This window comes from Micromonospora sp. A3M-1-15, from assembly GCF_024213425.1.
Lineage (GTDB): Bacteria > Actinomycetota > Actinomycetes > Mycobacteriales > Micromonosporaceae > Micromonospora > Micromonospora chersina.
In genome coordinates this window covers 81,937-99,460 of the sequence record NZ_JANAVK010000009.1, presented here as the reverse complement: position 1 = coordinate 99,460, position 17,524 = coordinate 81,937, and the positions used below count along the sequence as shown (strand labels likewise).

20 protein-coding genes are annotated in these 17,524 nt (G+C 73.6%); 10 read left to right on the top strand and 10 right to left on the bottom strand.

Annotated elements, in window-relative coordinates; all coding sequences use genetic code 11:
* Positions 1-35 precede the first annotated feature (35 nt).
* Positions 36-671, top strand: a complete 636-nt coding sequence (locus NLX85_RS32100) for an alpha/beta hydrolase (protein WP_254341548.1) — start codon at positions 36-38, stop codon at positions 669-671.
* A gap of 82 nt (positions 672-753) precedes the next feature.
* The gene (locus tag NLX85_RS32095) at positions 754-1,515 is read left to right on the top strand and encodes a hypothetical protein (RefSeq protein WP_254341546.1); all 762 of its coding nucleotides are present in this window, start codon (positions 754-756) and stop codon (positions 1,513-1,515) included.
* A gap of 35 nt (positions 1,516-1,550) precedes the next feature.
* Here the strand turns inward: NLX85_RS32095 and NLX85_RS32090 are convergent, their stop codons facing one another.
* Complete coding sequence (locus NLX85_RS32090) at positions 1,551-3,053, bottom strand: IMP dehydrogenase (RefSeq protein WP_254341545.1); 1,503 nt, start codon at positions 3,051-3,053, stop codon at positions 1,551-1,553.
* Positions 3,054-3,204: 151 nt separating this feature from the next.
* On the opposite strand from NLX85_RS32090, the gene NLX85_RS32085 reads away from it, so the two are divergent.
* Together NLX85_RS32085 and NLX85_RS32080 are read left to right on the top strand one after the other, a co-directional pair.
* Positions 3,205-4,038 carry an MOSC domain-containing protein gene (locus tag NLX85_RS32085; RefSeq protein WP_254341543.1) on the top strand — a complete coding sequence of 278 codons (834 nt, stop codon included), beginning with the start codon at positions 3,205-3,207 and terminating at the stop codon, positions 4,036-4,038.
* 55 nt (positions 4,039-4,093) lie between these two features.
* On the top strand, positions 4,094-5,065 hold the full coding sequence (locus NLX85_RS32080; protein WP_254341541.1) for an FAD-dependent oxidoreductase: 972 nt from the start codon (positions 4,094-4,096) through the stop codon (positions 5,063-5,065).
* An 18-nt stretch (positions 5,066-5,083) separates the two neighbouring features.
* Here NLX85_RS32080 and NLX85_RS32075 read toward each other — a convergent pair whose 3' ends face one another.
* Both NLX85_RS32075 and NLX85_RS32070 read right to left on the bottom strand, forming a co-directional pair.
* Positions 5,084-6,652 (bottom strand): amidohydrolase, encoded by a 1,569-nt coding sequence (locus NLX85_RS32075; protein WP_254341540.1) that lies wholly within the window; start codon positions 6,650-6,652, stop codon positions 5,084-5,086.
* Positions 6,653-6,739: 87 nt separating this feature from the next.
* Positions 6,740-7,114 (bottom strand): ATP-binding protein, encoded by a 375-nt coding sequence (locus tag NLX85_RS32070; RefSeq protein ID WP_254341539.1) that lies wholly within the window; start codon positions 7,112-7,114, stop codon positions 6,740-6,742.
* 269 nt (positions 7,115-7,383) lie between these two features.
* Between NLX85_RS32070 and NLX85_RS32065 the strand changes: the two genes are divergently transcribed.
* Complete coding sequence (locus NLX85_RS32065; protein WP_254341538.1) at positions 7,384-7,629, top strand: SHOCT domain-containing protein; 246 nt, start codon at positions 7,384-7,386, stop codon at positions 7,627-7,629.
* Between the two features lie 56 nt (positions 7,630-7,685).
* On the opposite strand, the gene NLX85_RS32060 is transcribed toward NLX85_RS32065, so the two are convergent.
* From NLX85_RS32060 to NLX85_RS32045, 4 genes are all read right to left on the bottom strand, one after another.
* A complete protein-coding gene (locus NLX85_RS32060) occupies positions 7,686-8,981 on the bottom strand; it encodes an MFS transporter (RefSeq protein WP_254341537.1) in 1,296 nt (431 codons plus the stop codon).
* A gap of 91 nt (positions 8,982-9,072) precedes the next feature.
* Positions 9,073-10,458 carry a rhodanese-like domain-containing protein gene (locus tag NLX85_RS32055; protein ID WP_254341536.1) on the bottom strand — a complete coding sequence of 462 codons (1,386 nt, stop codon included), beginning with the start codon at positions 10,456-10,458 and terminating at the stop codon, positions 9,073-9,075.
* A gap of 148 nt (positions 10,459-10,606) precedes the next feature.
* Positions 10,607-10,921, bottom strand: coding sequence for a rhodanese-like domain-containing protein (locus NLX85_RS32050; protein ID WP_254341535.1), 315 nt, complete (start codon positions 10,919-10,921; stop codon positions 10,607-10,609).
* Positions 10,922-11,036: 115 nt separating this feature from the next.
* A complete protein-coding gene (locus tag NLX85_RS32045) occupies positions 11,037-11,429 on the bottom strand; it encodes a DUF302 domain-containing protein (protein WP_254341534.1) in 393 nt (130 codons plus the stop codon).
* A gap of 202 nt (positions 11,430-11,631) precedes the next feature.
* On the opposite strand from NLX85_RS32045, the gene NLX85_RS32040 reads away from it, so the two are divergent.
* From NLX85_RS32040 to NLX85_RS32025, 4 genes are all read left to right on the top strand, one after another.
* On the top strand, positions 11,632-11,901 hold the full coding sequence (locus NLX85_RS32040) for a metal-sensitive transcriptional regulator (RefSeq protein ID WP_254341532.1): 270 nt from the start codon (positions 11,632-11,634) through the stop codon (positions 11,899-11,901).
* 142 nt (positions 11,902-12,043) lie between these two features.
* On the top strand, positions 12,044-13,441 hold the full coding sequence (locus tag NLX85_RS32035) for an MBL fold metallo-hydrolase (RefSeq protein WP_254341530.1): 1,398 nt from the start codon (positions 12,044-12,046) through the stop codon (positions 13,439-13,441).
* 90 nt (positions 13,442-13,531) lie between these two features.
* Positions 13,532-14,128 carry a rhodanese-like domain-containing protein gene (locus NLX85_RS32030; protein WP_254341528.1) on the top strand — a complete coding sequence of 199 codons (597 nt, stop codon included), beginning with the start codon at positions 13,532-13,534 and terminating at the stop codon, positions 14,126-14,128.
* Positions 14,125-15,030, top strand: coding sequence for a sulfite exporter TauE/SafE family protein (locus NLX85_RS32025; protein ID WP_254341526.1), 906 nt, complete (start codon positions 14,125-14,127; stop codon positions 15,028-15,030). The genes NLX85_RS32030 and NLX85_RS32025 overlap by 4 nt, the downstream gene beginning before the upstream one ends.
* A gap of 94 nt (positions 15,031-15,124) precedes the next feature.
* Here NLX85_RS32025 and NLX85_RS32020 read toward each other — a convergent pair whose 3' ends face one another.
* Entirely contained in the window at positions 15,125-15,505 is a 381-nt protein-coding gene (locus NLX85_RS32020; RefSeq protein WP_254341524.1) for a VOC family protein, read from the bottom strand.
* A gap of 113 nt (positions 15,506-15,618) precedes the next feature.
* Between NLX85_RS32020 and NLX85_RS32015 the strand changes: the two genes are divergently transcribed.
* Positions 15,619-16,038, top strand: a complete 420-nt coding sequence (locus tag NLX85_RS32015; RefSeq protein WP_254341523.1) for a hypothetical protein — start codon at positions 15,619-15,621, stop codon at positions 16,036-16,038.
* On the opposite strand, the gene NLX85_RS32010 is transcribed toward NLX85_RS32015, so the two are convergent.
* Both NLX85_RS32010 and NLX85_RS32005 read right to left on the bottom strand, forming a co-directional pair.
* A complete protein-coding gene (locus NLX85_RS32010) occupies positions 16,035-16,499 on the bottom strand; it encodes a hypothetical protein (RefSeq protein WP_254341522.1) in 465 nt (154 codons plus the stop codon). The two genes, NLX85_RS32015 and NLX85_RS32010, sit on opposite strands and share 4 nt — an antisense overlap.
* A gap of 24 nt (positions 16,500-16,523) precedes the next feature.
* Complete coding sequence (locus NLX85_RS32005) at positions 16,524-17,519, bottom strand: nitroreductase (RefSeq protein ID WP_254341521.1); 996 nt, start codon at positions 17,517-17,519, stop codon at positions 16,524-16,526.
* Positions 17,520-17,524: the final 5 nt, after the last annotated feature.

Below are 17,524 nucleotides of genomic sequence, written 5' to 3'. Positions count from 1 at the left end.
CCCTGCCTCAGCGGCGCCTCTTATGATCAACGATCATGACGCGCGAAGCGGTGGTTCTCTGGCTGCACGGAGGCGGCTGGTACTCGCGTGAGACCTCTGACGTGTCATGGCTGGAGCGGCTCGGACTGCACGTCGTTCCCGCGCAGTACCGGCTCAGTGGCGAAGCGCTCTGGCCGGCACAGCTCGACGACGTGCGGGCCGCGGCGCGTGCCGCCCGGGTGGCGGGGGTGCCGTTCATCGTGGCCGGCGACTCCTCCGGCGGCCACCTGGCGCTGCACCTCGGACTGCGCGGCATCGACCGTCCGGGCGATGTGGACGCCGTCATGGCCTTCGAGCCTCCGATCGATCCGCTGGCCGAGGACTGGCCTCGCGCACGGGCCGAAGGCAACCCCTGGCACCGGCTGCTCGGACACGTGCCGGCGCCCGGTGACGCGGCCACCCGTGACTGCACGGTGACCACCCACGTCGGTGGGGCTACTCCCGTGCTGCTCCTGCACGGCCTCGACGACACGGCAGTGCCGCCGACGCAGAGCCTCGACCTCGCCGCCGCGCTGTGCCGCGCCGGACATCGGGTCCACGCCTTGACCACCGATGGCGGCCACGGCGAGCTGGATTTCACCCGGGGCGACATCCTCGGGTTCGTCCGTCAGTTCCTCGACCGGATCGTCTGAACCGGCGAGCGGTCCGGCGCACCCGCCGGCTGGCCGGTAGTGTGCGGGCGCTTGTCCGCAGCTGAAGACCGGGAGGTGCGACGTGGGCGCGAAGACGGCCCTGCTGGCGTTCGCCGATGGCGACATCCGTCCTGCGTTGCTCGGCGCGTCGCGCGCGGAGCGATCCGAGACCGAGGCGCTGGTACGTCAGGTCCACCCGGGCCACGTCGTGGAGGCCGTCGACGACGGCTCGCTGTTCGAGGACGTGTACCCGCCGGACGACATCACGTACGCCACGAAGCTGGCCGGGGTGGAGCTGTACTGCGACCGGCGGTTGATGCTGGATCGGCCGTCCGAGCTGCCGGAACACCTGCGCCGGGCGGGTGCGGGCCGGCGGATCGTCATGCACGGGATGCACTCGACGGTGGACTGGCTCGGTTTCGCGGTGTGGGAGGACGGCGAGCTCGTCAGGTCGCTGAGCCTGACGCCGGACGCCGGCATCCAGGAGAACATCGGCGAGCCGTACGACTTCGAGCTGCCGTACTGGGCGGGCGAGCATCCGGTCGAACTTGTACCGGGCTGGCCCAGCCCGGGGCCGTACCCGTTGCCGTTCCACCCTCTTGAGCTGGGTGAGGAGGCCCTGCGGGCGTTGTTCGGCTTCGTCATCGAGGGCCACCCCCATCCGGACGACATCGACACGGAAGCCGTTCACCTGCACGGGTTCCGCGTGACCGACCCATCCGGCGCGGAACAGGCTGCGCGGGAAGCCGAGTACGCGGAGGCACGACGGCTCATGGGCCCACCGCGGCTGTTCCGGATGGGCCCGGACGGGACGATGCACGAGGTCAGCCTCGACAGCCTGTGATGTGCCTGCCCTTGGGAGGATGACGCAGCGGCCGTCTACTGTCCGCTGCCGCCCGAGCCGCTGCGCAACCGCACTTCGGCGCCATTCTGTTCGTAGCTCTGCTGCGACACCTGGACGAGCGTCGCGTCGCGGTGGAAGTCCGGCAGCGTGACGGCGCCGCAGCTGACCATGGTGGCGCGCAGTTTCGCGACCGTACGGGCGATGTTGGGGTAGAGGCTGCCGGCGTACGGGACGTAGCCGTCGACGCCTTCCTCGAACGGCAGCTCGGTCTCGCCCTGGTCGTAGCGGGCGACGTTCCGGGCCCGCTGGGAGCCCTCACCCCAGTACTCCTTGAACATCTGCCCGTCGAGGTTGACGAGGTTGGAGGGGCTCTCGTCGAATCGGGCGAAGTAGCGCCCGAGCATGATGAAGTCGGCGCCGAGGGCGAGCGCGATCGCCATGTGGTAGTCGGCGAGGAGACCGCCGTCGCAGCAGATCGGCACGTAGATGCCGGTCTCGTCCGCGTAGCGGTCGCGTTCGGCGACCACGTCGATGAGCGCGGATGCCTGCCCCCGCCCGATGCCCTTCTGGTCGCGGGTGATGCAGATTGACCCGCCGCCGATACCGACCTTGACGAACGCGGCGCCGGCATCGGCGAGGTAGCGGAATCCGCGGCCGTCGACGACATTCCCCGCGCCGACGGGGACAGCGCCGTTGCACTGGTCGACGGCGTACTGCAACGTCTTCTGCTGCCAGACGGAGTAGCCGTCGGAGGAGTCGATGCACAGCACGTCCGCGCCGGCCTCGACGAGGGCGGGGATCCGGTCGCGGTAGTCGCGGGTGTTGATCCCGGCGCCGACCCGGAACCGCTTGTCGCCGTCGATGGATTCGTTGCGGAACTGCTTGTGCAGCTCGTAGTCCCGGCGCAGCACGATCGAGGCGAGGTGGCCGTCGGCGGTGACGATCGGCAGCAGGTCGAGGCGGTGGTCCCAGATGAGGGTGTTCGCGTCGGACAGCGAGATCGTTGGCGGCGCGGTCACCAGACCGCCGGCCGGGCGCATCCGGGACTCGACCGTGTCGTTGAGGTCGTGACGATGGGGATGGAAGTCGGCCGTGGAGATCAGGCCGACGAACAGGCCGCTGGAAGTGCCGTCGTCGGTGACGACCGCGACGTCCCGCTCGGCGGCCTTGAGCAGGCGGCTGACCTCGCCGAGCGTTGCGGACGGCTTCGTGTTGATGTCGGAGTGCCGGAAGCCCGCCTTGTGGCGTTTCACCGCGCTGACGGACCCGGCCTGCGCCTCGACGGTCTGGTTCTGGTGGATGAAGCTCAGCCCGCCGGTCTGCGCGAGCGCGATGGCGAGCCGGGGCGAGGAGACCGCTTGCATGATCGCGCTGACGAGCGGCACGGCGATGCGTATCGGGGAGGTCCCGCCGACCGGGTGCCGCACGACGGGGGCGGACAGGTCGACGTTGTCCGGGGTGCAGTCCTCGGTGGTGAGGTTCGGCACGAGCAGGTACTCGTTGAGGGTGCGGGAAACCTCGGGGAGGATCACGACCACGCGTTGCTCCTAAACACTCCGCCGCTGTGGGCTGGCTGGAATGCAGACGCACGCTACCAGCGCCGCGGCGGCCACCGCAGTCGGGCAAGGGCGGCGACGTCGGGTACTCGGCCCGCTTCCGTCCGCAGTCGGGTCGTGTGATCCTGGCGGGATGCGAGTCGCGTCGATTCACACGTACCCCGTGAAGGGGTGCCGCCGGACGGACCGCGACACGGCACGGGTCGAGCCGTGGGGCCTGGACGGTGACCGGCGCTGGCTGATCGTGGACGAGCAGGGGATCGGCCTGACCCAGCGCCAGCACCGGGAGCTGGTGACGGTGCGGGCGGTGTCCCGGCCGGGTGGGCTGACCCTGGACGCGCCGGGTCTGGCCCAGCTGGATCTGGCCGATCCGACCGGCGGCGAGGAGATCCAGGTCAGGGTGTTCCGGGGGCGCCCGCCGGCACCGGTACGCGCCGCAGGCCCGGAGGCCGACGACTGGCTCAGGCGGCTGTTGGGGCGCACGGCCCGGCTGGTCTGGCTCGGTGACCCCACCGGCAACCGCGTTCCCTGGCCGGTTCCGGCCGGCTCCGGCGCCGAGCTGAGCTTCGCCGACGGCAGCCCGCTGCTGCTGGCCAACGCCGCGTCGCTGGACGCGTTCAACGGCTGGCTGCTGGAGTCGGGCAGCACCGAGGGGCCGCTGCCGATGGACCGGTTCCGCCCCAACGTGGTGGTCAGCGGCGCCGCCCCGTGGGCCGAGGGCGAGTGGGTCGGCCGGCGGATCAGCATCGGCGGGGCCGTTTTCCACGGCGTCGGCGAGTGTGGGCGCTGTCTGGTGGCGACGATCGACCAGGAGACGGGGGAGCGGGGGCGGGAGCCGCTGTGGATGCTCGCCGCGCGGCGGAGGGTCGGCCAGAAGCTCCTTTTCGGTCTTCAGCTGACGGTGCGGGCCGGGCCGGGCGACGGTCGTACGGTCAGCGTCGGCGACACCGTGCAGGTGCTCGACTGATCTGCCTGGCCCGCGATCTTGTCGGGGGTAGGAAGCACGTCGGACACTGGCACGTGTGCGGACGACGACGGCAGGGCCGGACGTGGTGGTGGTCGGCGGTGGGATCGTCGGGATGACGGCGGCCCTCACGCTCCAGCGGCGGGGCGCGCGGGTGACGGTGCTGACCGCCCACGACCCGGCGGACACGGTGTCCACGGTGGCCGCGGCGGTCTGGTATCCGAGCCACACCGACCAGGACCCGCGGGTGCTGCGCTGGGCGCGGGAGACCCACACGGAGCTGAGCCGCCAGGCGGCGGACGGCGTGCCGGGGGTGGTCGACCGGCCGACCCGGATGCTGCTGCGCCACCCGTACGACGGCCCGCTGTGGTGGGCGGAGGCGTGCGGGAGCGTGGTGGCCGAGCCGCTGGCGCCCCCGTACACGGCGGTGCTGAGGTTCACCGCGCCGACGGTGGAGATGACGCCCTACCTGGCCTGGCTGCGGCAGCGGCTGGAGGCCGGCGGCGGGCGGGTGTTGCGCCACCCGGTGGGGCGGCTCGCCGACGCGTTCGACATCGCCCCGACCGCCGTCAACGCCACCGGCCTGGCCGCCGGCCGGCTCGCCGCCGACCCGGCCGTGCACCCGGCACGCGGGCACGTGGTGCTGGTGGCGAACCCGGGCCTGACCGTGTCGGTGCGCGACGAGGACGACCCGGCCGGGATCACGTACGTGCACCCGCGCCGGCACGACGTCGTGCTCGGTGGCACGTACGAGCCGGGGGTGGGGGACACCCGGCCCGACCCGGACACGGCGGCGGCCATCCGGGCCCGCTGTGTGGCGCTGGTGCCGGAGCTGGCCGGCGCGCCCGTGCTCGGCGAGCGGATCGGGCTGCGGCCGGCGCGGCACGGCGGCCCGCGGGTCGAGGTGGACCCGGACCCGGCGGGCCCGCGCGGCGGCCGGCTCGTGCACGCGTACGGCCACGGTGGGGCGGGGGTCACCCTGTGCTGGGGGTGCGCCACCGAGGTGGCGGATCTTGCCCTGGGCCGCTGACCGGGTGCCGCGGCGTGGCTACGTCCGTTGCCAGCGGATCTCGCCGCCGACCACGGTCGTCATTACCCTGGTACGCAGCACCGCCTCCGGCGATTCGCGGTAGGGGTCGGTGTCCACCGCGATGAAGTCGGCGAGCTTGCCGGGCGCGAGGACGCCCTTGCGGTCGTCCTCGCCGGCGGCGCGGGCAGCGCCCACGGTGTGGGCGCTGACGGCCTCGGCCATGCTCAGCCGCTGCTCCGGCTGCCAGCCGCCGGCGGGGGTGCCGTCGGGACGGGCACGGGTCACCGCGGCGTACAGCGCGGCGAAGGGGTCGGGGCTCTCGACGGGGGCGTCGGAGCCGAACGCCAGCGGGACGCCGGCGTCCAGCATCCCGCGCCAGGCGTAGGAGGCCAGGTCGTGGCCGGCCAGCAGGGAGTCGACGAGGTCGATGTCGCTGGTGCAGTGCACCGGCTGCATCGAGGCGGCGATGCCCAGGCCGGCCATGCGGGCCAGGTCGGCGGGCCGCAGGTGCTGCGCGTGCTCGATGCGGTGCCGCAGCCCCGGCGTACGCCCGACCGCCTCGTAGGCGTCGATGACCAGGTGGTTCGCGCGGTCGCCGATGGCGTGCGTGGCCACCGCGATGCCGGCTCCCGCGGCCCGGGCGAACAGCCTGACCAGTTCCTCGTACGGGGTGACCGCGATGCCCACGTTGCCCTGCTCGCCGGCGAAGGACCGGCTCATGTGGCAGGTGTGCGAGCCGAGCGCTCCGTCGCTGAAGATCTTCACGGGCCCGGTGCGGAACCAGTCGTCGCCCTGCCCGGTCCGGCGGCCCTCGGCGATGGCCGCCTCCAGGTGACCCATGGGGATCGCCTTGTGGACGCGCAGCTTGAGCTCGCCGGCGTCGCGCAGGGCCAGGTAGGCGGCCCGGCAGTCCTCGCCGTCGATGTCGTGCACGCTGGTCAGGCCGAGCGCGAGCAGCTCCTCCTGCCCGGCCTTCAGCAGCTCGCGCAGATCGGGGGAGACCATGAGGTCGCGCAGCGGGTCCGAGGCCGTCTCGCGGAGGATGCCGGTCGGCTCGCCGTCGGCGTCCCGGACGATCTCGCCGCCCGCCGGGTCGGGGGTGCTCGCGTCGATCCCGGCCAGTCGCAGCGCCGCGGAGTTGGCCCACACCGTGTGGCCGTCCACGCTGGGCAGCACGACCGGCAGCTCGGGGCAGACCGTGTCCAGCGCGTACCGGTCCGGCTGCGCCGGCGGGTCCCAGGCGTTGCTGTTCCACCGGCCGCCGAACAGCCAGGCGCCAGGCCGCAGCCGCGCCGCGTGCGCGGCCACCGTCGACAGGGCCTCGTCCAGGCCGCGCACGCCGCGCAGGTCCACGGCGCCCAGGCTCTGCGCGTACTGGGCGGTGTGGATGTGGGCGTCGTAGAGCCCGGGAAGCACCGCGGCGCCGTCCAGGTCGATCAGCTCCGCGCCCCGGCCCGCCGCCTCGCGTACCTGCGCCTCTCCGCCGACGGCCAGCAGGTGGTCGCCGTCCACGGCCATGGCCGTGGCCAGCGGGTTGCCGCTGTCTCCCGTGTGGATGGCGGCGTTGCGGTAGACGCGGATGCTCATGTGACTCTCGCGATCGTCGGGGGCGGTGGTCCCTCACAGTAGGAAGGCCGGACGGAAGAGGAAAGCGCGGTGGACAGGGAACGCCCGCTACCTCGACCCGGCAAGGCGGACCCACACCCGTTTGCCGCCGTCGGGAAGGTCCTCGACTCCCCACGCCTGGCAGAGGGCCTCGATGATCCTCAAGCCACGGCCGCCGTCGCCGTCCGGCTCGCGGCGACGCGGAACGACTGCCGAGCCGTCCACCGCGCAGACGGTGACCTCGTCGCCGCGGGCGTGGACGTGCAGGCTCAGGCAGCCGCCGCCGTGGCGCACCGCGTTGGCGACCAGCTCGTCGGCGACCAGCACCGCGTCCGCCACGTCCTCGAGGTCCTCGAACCCCCACCCGACCAGGGCCGACTGCACGACCTGGCGGGCGGCGGCGAGGGCGTCGGCCCCGACCGGAAGATCCAGGCGTGCGGTCATCTCGTCCACCGGATCGTCCCCGTCTGTTCGATGCCAGTCGTCCCTGACTCACGCGACCGCTACCCCCGCCCGGAGCAGGCAAAACTTGCCGGACAGCAACCGCCCGACCGGTGGCGGAGCAAGTGGACGGTGGTCATCGTCCCACCGCCGACGGCAGGCGCCCCACCCGCTGCCGGAGGGCCTGACGGGAGGGGCCGTAAGTCTCTGGCCGGAGCACCTACGGCGAGCGACGCTCTACGGAGAGGGGATTACCTGGCGGAGGTGACACGATGATGTACGGATACGGCTCCGGCTGGATCTGGATGACACTCATGCCGGTGGTGTGGATCGCCCTCATCGCCGTGACCGTCTGGGCGGTGGCGAGGCTCGTCCAACGCCCCGCCGACCACGGGCGGCAGGTGCGGGAGACGCCGCAGGAGATCCTCGACCGCCGGTACGCGCTGGGCGAGATCGACGCCGAGGAGCACGGGCGGGCCCGGGCGCACCTGGCCGGACGGCACCCGGATCAGCCCTGAGCCGGTTGCCGCGCACGGACGGGCCCGGGTGATTCGCACGAACGGGCCCGGGTGATTCACGCGACCGGACCCGGCCCCGGGCGGGCCACGTCCGGCCGCGGCAGCCGAGCCGCTCGCGGGTGCGTCTCGTACATGCGGACCCAGGCCAGGAGGCCGGAGGCGGCGGTGAGGGCTGCGACGACCCAGACGGCCGCGCGGACGCCGGCGAGGTCGGCGACGGCGCCGGCGAGCAGGGCGCCGACGGCGAAGCCGCCGTCGCGCCACAGCCGGTAGACGCCGACGGCGCGGGCCCGCCAGGCCGGGTGGGCGACGTCGCCGACGGTCGCGAGCAGGGTGGGGTAGACGGCGGCGGTGCCGGCGCCGAGCAGCACCGCGGCGGCAGCCCAGCCGGCGAAGCCGTCGGCGCGGGCGATCCAGGCGAGGGCGACGGCCTGGGCGAGCATGCCGGCGACGATGAACGGCTTGCGGCCGTAGCGGTCGGATGCCTGCCCGGTGACGAGCTGCCCGAGCCCCCACACCGCGGGGTAGAGCGCGGCGAGGATCCCGATCTGGGTCAGGGACAGCCCGGCGGTGGCGAACAGCAGCGGGAACAGACCCCAGGCGAGGCCGTCGTTGAGGTTGTTGACCATGCCGGCCTGGCTGGCCGCGGAGAGCGCCGGTTCCCGCCAGGAGGTCAGGGCGGCGACCCGGCCGGTGGAGAGCCCGTGGTGGTGCTCGGCTCTTCCGGTGACGTGGGTGGCCGCTTCCAGTCGGGCGTGACCGCGGGTCTCGCGTACGGAGGCCAGGGACAGGCCGAGGCCGAGGCCGGCGTAGGCGAGGGCGAGCAGGAACGGGGCGGGACGCAGCCCGTGCGCGGCCGCGAGCCAGCCGGTGGCCAGGGCGGTGGTGGCCACGGCCAGGTAGCCGGCCGCCTCGTTGAGCCCCATGGCCAGTCCCCGTCGGGCGGGACCGGCGAGGTCGATCTTCATGATGACGGTGGTCGACCAGGCCAGGCCCTGGCTGACGCCGAGCAGGACGTTCGCGCCGACCACCCAGCCCCAGGACGGCGCCCAGATGATCATCAGGGGTACGGGGATGCCGGCGAGCCACCCGGCGATCAGGACCGGCTTGCGTCCGTACCGGTCGGACAGGGCGCCGGCGAAGAAGTTGGTGACGGCCTTGGTGGCGCCGAAGGCGAGGATGTACGTGAGCGCCGCGGTGTACGCGGTGAGGTGGAATTCCTGCTCGGCGAGCAGGGGCAGGACGGTGCGCTCGGAGCCGAGCAGCCCGCCGACGAGGGCGTTGACCGCGACGAGCAGGGTGAACTGGGCGGCGTTGGCCCGCAGGCCCAGCCGGAGTGCCGACGTGGTCACAGATCCCTCCGGTTCTCTCCGGGGCGACGAGGGGGACAGGTGGCCGCGGGCGGCCCGCGGTCACCTGTCCCCGGGATGTCGGCCGCTCGGCTCAGGCGGCGGCCGGGTCGAGCATCGTCTGCCAGGCGCCGTAGCCGCCGAGCAGGTCGGAGACGTCCTGCCGGCCCGCGTTGCGCAGCAGGCTGGCGGCGACCGAGGAGCGGTAGCCGCCGGCGCAGTGCACGACCACCGGCCGGTCCGCCGGCACCTCGTCGAGGCGGCGGGTCAGCTCCGCGAGAGGGATGTGCAGCGACCCGGTGACGAAGCCCTGCTCGCGTTCGCCGGCGTTGCGCACGTCGAGCACCACCGGCGGCTCGGCGCCGTCGAGCCGCTCGCGCAGCTCCGTGGCGGTGAGGCGGCTGGCCGGGATCAGCTCGGCCGCCAGCTCGACCAGCGCGGTCTCCGCGTCGCGGAGGTAACCGGCCACCTGGTCGAAGCCGATCCGGGCGAGCCGTACGACGATCTCCTCCTCGCGGTCGTGCGGCGCCACCACGAGCACCGCGCGGTCCGGGGCGACCACGCTGCCGGCGGTTTCGGCGAAGCGGCCGTCGGCCGGAATGTTGATCGCCCCGGCCACGTGCCCGGCGGCGAACTCCTGCGGGTCGCGGGCGTCGACGACGACGGCGCCCTCGGCGCGGGCGCGGGCGAACTCGGCGGTGGCCAGCGGACGGGCGGCCGCGTCGGAGTCGAACAGCTGGCGCGCCTTGCGGTTGAGCACGGCGTCGAAGGCGAAGTAGCCCGGGGCCGACGGCTGGCCGCCGGTGACCAGGGCGAGGAACTGGTCCTGGCTCATGGGCGTGCAGGCGTAGTTGGTGCGGCGCTGCTCGCCGATGGTGGACTGCCGCTCGGTGGAGAGGTTCTTGCCGCAGGCGGAGCCGGCGCCGTGGGCCGGGAAGACACGCACCTCGTCGGGCAGGCCCATCAGCTTGCGCTGCACGCTGTCGTAGAGCATCGCGCCGAGTTCGTCGGCGGTGACGCCGAAGGAGGCGAGCAGGTCGGGACGGCCGACGTCGCCGATGAACAGGGCGTCGCCGGTCAGCACGCCGTACGGCACGGCGTCCCCGGCGTGCTCGTACACCAGCACACTGATCGACTCCGGGGTGTGGCCCGGAGTCTCCATGATCTCCAGGGTGACGTCGCCGAGACCGATCCGCTCACCGTCGGCGAGCTTGCGGATCGGGTACTCGGTCTCGGCGCGGCGGCCGTAGCCGATCCACGCGCCGGTCGCGTCCGCGACCTCGAGGTGGCCGGCGAGGAAGTCCGCGTGGAAGTGGGTGTTGATGACGCCCTCGATGGTGAGGCCGTGCGACCGCGCGTCGGCCAGGTACTCGCCGATGTCGCGGCGTGGGTCGACCAGCACGGCGCGGCCGGTGCGCTCGTCGGCGATCAGGTACGACGCCTGGGACAGGCAGTCGAGGTAGTACTGGGTGAACAGCATGTGCCGAACTCCTTCGCAGTGATGACCAGCGATACGATGACGATAGCTCATACCCCCGGGGGTATACGACGGGCCCACAACGCCGTCCTCCCCGGGATCTGTGGTGCGGGGCGCCCCTCCGGGTCGGCTCAGGCCGGCCGGTGGAGGTTCAGGCGTCCGCCCCCGTCGCGACGGTGCGGCCGGTGCGGAGCCACTCGCCGGTTCCGCCGGCGACCGACCGGGCGTCGATGCCGGCGCGGGCCAGGAACTGCGCGGCGGCCAGGCTGCGGTTGCCGCTGGCGCAGATGACGTAGACCGGACGGTTGCGGGGGAGTTCCCCGACCGCCTCGGGCAGTTGCGCAAGTGGCACCGAACGGGCCCCGGGGACGTGGCCCGCGACGTATTCGAACGGCTCCCGGACGTCCACCACGGCGGCGCCCTCGGCGTGTGCGGCGGCGAAGTCCGCCAGGTTCACCTCGTGCATCTCATCCTCCAGATCGACATACCCCCGGGGGTATCCATGTCGACCATAGCGCGCCCGGTCGGCGTGGCATTCCCGCCCCGGGCGACTGCGGCGGGATGTCCGTCCGTGCGAAGTTTCAGCCCGAGAGCGCGTCCAGGGCCGCCCGCAGCCGCCGGGTCGCGTCGTCGGCGACCCCGGGCAGGTCGGGCGCATCGCTCAACCGCACCATCACCTGCGGATCGAGCGCCTGCACGAGCGTGGCGTCCGGCCCGTCGGCGCGTACCACGACGTTGCACGGCAGGAGCAGGCCGATGTTCCGGTCGGCCTCCAGGGCCCGGTGGGCCAGCGGCGGGTTGCAGGCGCCGAGGATGACGTAGTCCTCGATCTCGACCCCGAGCTTCTCCCGCAGCGTGGACCGCATGTCGATCTCGGTCAGCACGCCGAAGCCCTGCTCCTTCAGTGCCGCCCGGACCCGGTCGACGGTCGGAGCGAACCCGGCCGGCAGTCGGATGGTGATCGCGTAGCTCATGGTCTCTGCTCTCCCTCCGGTGAGATGGTGCCGGCCGCGACGCGACCGGCGTGGGTGAATCGGCAAACCGCCCCGCTGTGGCGGGGCCGGGCCCGGCTCGACCGGGGAATGTGGCTCGCGCGGGCAGGGTTGAAGATACCCGTGGGGGTATCTCCGCGTGAGGAATGTACCCCCCGGGGTATGCTGGAGGTAGGAGGTGCCGATGAAGCTTCGACCGGAGATGACGTCGGATGCGCTGACCCGGCTCAAGCGGGCCCGCGGGCAGCTCAACGCGGTCATCGAGATGATGGAGAGCGGTCAGGACTGCCGCGAGGCGCTGACCCAGCTCGCCGCCGTGTCGAAGGCGATCGACCGCGCGGGCTACAAGATCATCGCGTCGGGCATGCGGCACTGTGAGGCCGCCCGCGACCGGGGCGAGGAGCCGGAGATGACCGAGGAGGAGCTGGAGAAGCTCTTCCTGGCCCTCGCCTGACACGCAACGGTGCCACTCGCGCCGCATGGCTGCGGCGGTGAGTGGTCAGCCGTGCTGACGCGAAGAGCAGGGCGGCAGTGTGTCCGCTACATACCCCCCGGGGTATATAGGATTTTGCAGGACGTCGAAAGGAGCAGCGCACATGGCAGTCGAGGTTTCCGTGATTGCGACGTCGTCGCTGGGTGACCGCAGTTACCTGGTGTCGGACGGGCGGGTGGCGGTGGTGGTGGATCCGCAGCGGGACATCGACCGGGTCCTGTACCTCGCCGGAGAGAAGGGTGTGCGGGTCACCCACGTGGTGGAGACGCACATCCACAACGACTACGTCTCCGGCGGCCTGGAGCTTGCTCGGATCACCGGTGCCCGCTACCTGGTGGCGGCGGCCGATGAGGTGGGTTTCGACCGGGTGCCGGTCTCCGACGGTGACGTGGTGCCGGTCTCCGGCTCGTTGCGGCTGCGGGTGATCGGCACGCCGGGTCACACCTTCCACCACCTGTCCTACGTCCTCGACGAGGCCGCCGACGGCGCCTGGCAGCCGGCGGGCGTCTTCACCGGCGGCTCGCTGCTGTTCGGCACGACCGGCCGCACCGACCTGCTCGGCAAGGAGCACGCTCACGAGCTGGCCCACCACCAGCACGCTTCCGCGAAGCGGCTGGCCGACCTGCTGCCCGACGGTGGGCAGGTCTGGCCGACGCACGGCTTCGGCAGCTTCTGCTCGGCCAGCCAGGCCGACGCCCCCGACTCCACCATCGGTCGGGAGAAGCAGGCGAACCCCGTGCTCAAGCTGGCCGCGGACCAGTTCGTCACCGAGACCCTCGCCGGTCTCGACGCCTTCCCGGCCTACTACGCCCACATGGGCGTGGCGAACACCGGGCCGGCGCCGGTCGACCTCACCCCGGCCACCCGCGCCGACGCGGCCCAGCTCCGCGACCGGATCGCCGCCGGCGAGTGGGTGGTCGACCTGCGGCACCGCAAGGCGTACGCCGCCTCGCACCTGGCCGGCACGGTCGCCCTCGGGCTGGACGGCCCGATGTCGACCTGGCTCGGCTGGCTGATCGACTGGGGCGTGCCGATCACCCTGCTGGCGGAGACGCCGGAGCAGGTCGCGGACGCCCAGCGAGAGCTGGTCCGGATCGGCATCGACCGGCCTGCCGCCCAGGCCACCGGCGCCCCCGAGCAGTGGGCGGCCTCGCCCGACCAGCTCCGCGAGCTGCGGATGGCCGACTTCCCGGCCCTCGTGGCGGCCCGCGAAGGGAGCCCGCCCGCGGGCCTGCCCGCCCCGGGCGTCGTGCTCGACGTACGGATGACCAACGAATGGCGCGCGAGCCACCTCGACGGCGCGGTGCACATCCCACTGCCGGACCTGCCCAGCCGGCTGGCCGACGTACCGGCCGGGGCGGTCTGGGTGCACTGCGGCTCCGGCTATCGCGCCACCGTCGCCGCGTCGCTGCTGGCCAACACCGGCCGCGACGTCGTCGTCATCGACGACAAGTTCGACCAGGCCGGGTCCGTCGGCCTGGAGATCGTCACCGAAGCCTGACCGCACCAGCACGACCCGGCCGGCGCCGCCCGGCGCCGGCCGGCATCCCCGCGTCCTCACCAGTGGCGCTTCGTCCGTGAAAGAGGAGAAATGAGCACTTCCGAGACCGCCCGCCCCGCCACCCTCGATGCCATCAGCCTGCGGGAGCTGATCGACGCCGGCCACGCGCCGCGCCTGCTGGATGTGCGTACCCCGGCGGAGTTCGAGACGTCCCACATCCCCGGCTCCTACAACGTGCCGCTGGACCTGCTCAAGGAGCACCGCGAGGAGCTGCGCAACCACCTCGACGAGGACGTCGTGCTGGTCTGTCGCTCCGGCGCCCGCGCCACCCAGGCCGAGCAGGCCCTCGCCGGGGCCGGCCTGCCGAACCTCAAGGTCCTCGACGGCGGCATCATGGCCTGGCAGGCGGCCAACGCGCCGATCAAGCGGGGCGCCCCCCGCTGGGACCTCGAACGCCAGGTCCGCCTCGTCGCCGGCTCGATCGTGCTGGCCAGCGTCCTCGGCTCGGTGTTCGTGCCGCAGCTGAAGTGGGTGGCCGGATTCATCGGCGCCGGCCTCACCTTCGCGGCGGTCACCAACACCTGCGCCATGGGCATGATGCTCGGCAAGCTGCCCTACAACCGGGGCGCCAGCTGCGACCTGGACACCATCGTGGGCCAGTTGCGCGAGACCGGGGGGCGGGCATGACCCCGACGCTGGCGCTGACCGTCGGACTGGCCGTCCTGATCGGCGTCAGCCTCGGCCTGCTCGGCGGGGGCGGGTCGATCCTCGCGGTGCCGCTGCTGGTCTACGTCGCCGACCTGCCCCCGAAGGAGGCCATCGCGACCTCGCTGCTCGTCGTGGGCGCCACCAGCGCGGTGGGCGTCATCCCGCACGCCCGGGCCCACCGGGTGCGCTGGCGCACCGGCCTGATCTTCGGCTTCGCCGGCATGACCGGCGCCTACGCCGGCGGCCGCCTGGCCGAGTTCATCCCGGCCGGGTTCCTGCTCACCGGCTTCGCCGTGATGATGCTGGCCACCGCGGTCGCGATGATCCGCGGCCGGCGCGGCGCCGAGGGCCGGCCGGTGCCGCACGAACTGCCGGTGCCGCGGGTGGTCCTCGACGGCGTGGTGGTCGGACTGGTCACCGGTCTGGTCGGCGCCGGTGGTGGCTTCCTGGTGGTGCCCGCCCTGGCGCTGCTCGGCGGCCTGCCCATGCCGGTCGCGGTCGGCACCTCACTGGTGGTCATCGCGATGAAGTCCTTCGCCGGCCTGGCCGGCTACCTGTCCAGCGTGAGCATCGACTGGGGCCTCGCGGGAGCGGTGGTCGTCGCCGCCGTGGCCGGCAGCTTCGTCGGCGGGCGGCTCGCCGGACGGATCCCCGCCGAGATCCTGCGCAAGGCGTTCGGCTGGTTCGTCGTGGTGATGGGCGTCTTCGTCCTCGGCCAGCAGCTGCCCGACGAACTGCGGACCAGCCCGCTGTTGTGGACCGGCGTCGGCGTCGCCGCCGTGGTCACCGTGGCGCTGACCGTGCTGCGTGGGCGGAGGAAGCCGGAACCGCCGCGCGAGTCGGCCGCCCCGGTGTCGGTCGGATCAGCGTCCCGTCACTGACCGCCGGCCGGCGGGAGGGGCGCCCGGCAGGTCCGGGCGCCCCTTTTCGCCCCACTCCCGACAGGCGACCACGCGGGCTGCGGCGTTCGGCCGGTCAGGCTTGTGCCGTCGGCTGGCCCCTGCCCTGCTCGATGCAGAACTCGTTGCCCTCGGGGTCGAGCAGCGTCACCCAGCCGCGTCCGTCCGCGGTGCGGTGGTCCTCGTGGAGCGTCGCGCCGAGGGCCATGAGGCGCTTCACCTCCTCGTCGCGGCCGCGTTCGGTCGGCTGCCAGTCGAAGTGCACGCGGTTCTTCACCGTCTTGGCCTCCGGCACCCGGATGAACAGGATGCCGGGCACGGGGGAGGGAGCTTCGACCAGCACCTCGTCGTCGCCGGGTTCGTCCACGTCGGACACCGGCCATCCCGTCGCCTCGCTCCAGAACGTGGCCAGCCGGTAGGGATCGGCACAGTCGATCGTCAGGTGGCGAAGGATCATGGCGACACGATAGCCAGCGAAGCCGGCCGCGGTGGGCCGTCGGTCCTGAGGGGTAGGTGATCTGCGGGTGCCGGGGTGATACTCGATGGGCCGGCGGCGGATGGAGGCTCCTCGTGGCAGAGCGCGGTGATCCGCCGGTGCGGCGGGAGAGCTCCCGCCTCGTCCGTGACGTCCCCCTGCACGTCCTCGCCGTGGTGATCTTCGGGCTGCTCGCCTGGTCGGGCGTGGTCGGGCTCGCTCAGGACGTGCCCGCGCTGGCCGTACCCTCGTTGATCGTCGGTGTCGCGGGGGCGGTGCGGGCGCTCTCGGCCGTCACGGGTCTCCTGCCGGCCGCGGCCGGCAGGGCCGCGCGCCGGGTGGCGAGAGGCGCGACGCTGCTCTCAGCGGTGGCCGCCCTGGCGACCGGGCTCGTGCTCGCCCCGGACGGGGCGGACCGCGGCTTCGTCATCGCGGTGAGCGCCGTTCTCGCCGCCGCGCTGGCCGCCTACGCCGTCCTCGGCGAGCCGGCGCGCCGCGCCGCTGGCGCGAGCTAGGCCCTGCCGCGTTCGGCGCGGTCGCGGATGTCGCGCAGCATCCGCCGGACCGCGAGCCGGTGGCCGCCCGACCCGATCACCAGCAGCCGGTAGAGACCCCCGTGCGGCCCGGGGAACGCGGCGTACGTCCGGGCGCTCACCAGCGTCCCGTCGGCCCGGTCGGCGAGGTCGAACTGGAGCACGTACCGGGAGAACCGGTGCCGCCCGGCGAGCCGGAGCCGCCGCCCCGGCACCGACTCCGCCACGGCGAACCCCGGCACGGCGGCACCCTCGGTGAGCGGCGGGCCGCCGGCGCGGCGGGGGACGGTGCCCAGCAGGTGCGCCACGAGGTCGGCGCCGGTCGCGCGGTGGTGGGTGAACTGCGCACCGAGCGACCGCCACACGTCGGCCGGCGGCGCGGCCACGAGGGTGCGGTGCTCGTCGACGAACGGCAGGTCGCCGGGTGGATCCGAAGAGGACACGGGACCGACGATACGCGGCGGCCGTCAGCCGGTCGTCTCGATCACGTCGGCCGGCGTCCGGCGCGGTGCCGGCGGCAGGTCGTCGTCGGGTCCCCAGCCGACCCGCACCACCAGGTAGGGGTCGCCGATCCCGGCGAGCAGGTCGCGCATCATCCGGCGCGGCCAGGCGACCTCGACGGCGTCGCTGAGCGGGGCGCTGGCCAGGCCCTCGGCGGTGGCGGTGAGCAGCAGCGCGGACAGCGCCTCGCCGCCGCACAGCCAGGCCGCCGGCTCGTCCTGCTCGCCGAACAGGATCAGGTACGCCGCGCCGCGGTCGAAGTCCGCGCCGGCGCTCAGCCCGGCGGCCCCGCCCGGGGCGTAGTCGCGCAGCGGCACCCGGCGCGGCCCGGGCCGGACGGCGGTGGCGGTGGGCACGCCGTCGCCGCTGCCCGCCGGCCGGTCGGTCCACCGGCGCAGCTCCTCCCGGTACGCGGGGTCGGCGAGTTCGGCGTCGGCGGCGCGGCCGGTGGACACGGCCAGCATCGGCATCTGGTCGGGCCGGACGATGTGCAGGTGGGCGTCCTCGGCCTCGACGGCGGCGCGCAGCCGGGCCAGCACCGGCTCGGGCACCGGGCGGTCGCCGTAGGCGCGGCGGTCGGTGCGGCGGCGCGGGATGGCGTCGACCAGGCGCGCGGCGGCGACGTCGAGGTGGGCGGGGCCGGTGGCGCGGAGCCGGGCCAGCAGCGCCGGGTCGGCCGGGTCGGGCCGCCGCTCGACGGTGACCGCCCAGCCGGCGGCGGCGAGGAACACCCGGGCGTGGTGCAGGGCCGCGCCGCAGCTGAGGGTGAGCAGCCGGCCGTCCGGGTCGGTGGCGGCGAGCTGCCGGTCCTGGTCGGCGCGCAGTTCGAGACTGTCCGTGGTGATCCGCCAGCGCCAGGGCTGGGTGTTGAACACCGACGGGGCATGCAGGGCCTGCCGGGCCGCCGCCTCCAGCATCCGTACCGTCGGGGTCTGCTCCGCCCGGGTCGCCGGCTGGCTCATGGTGT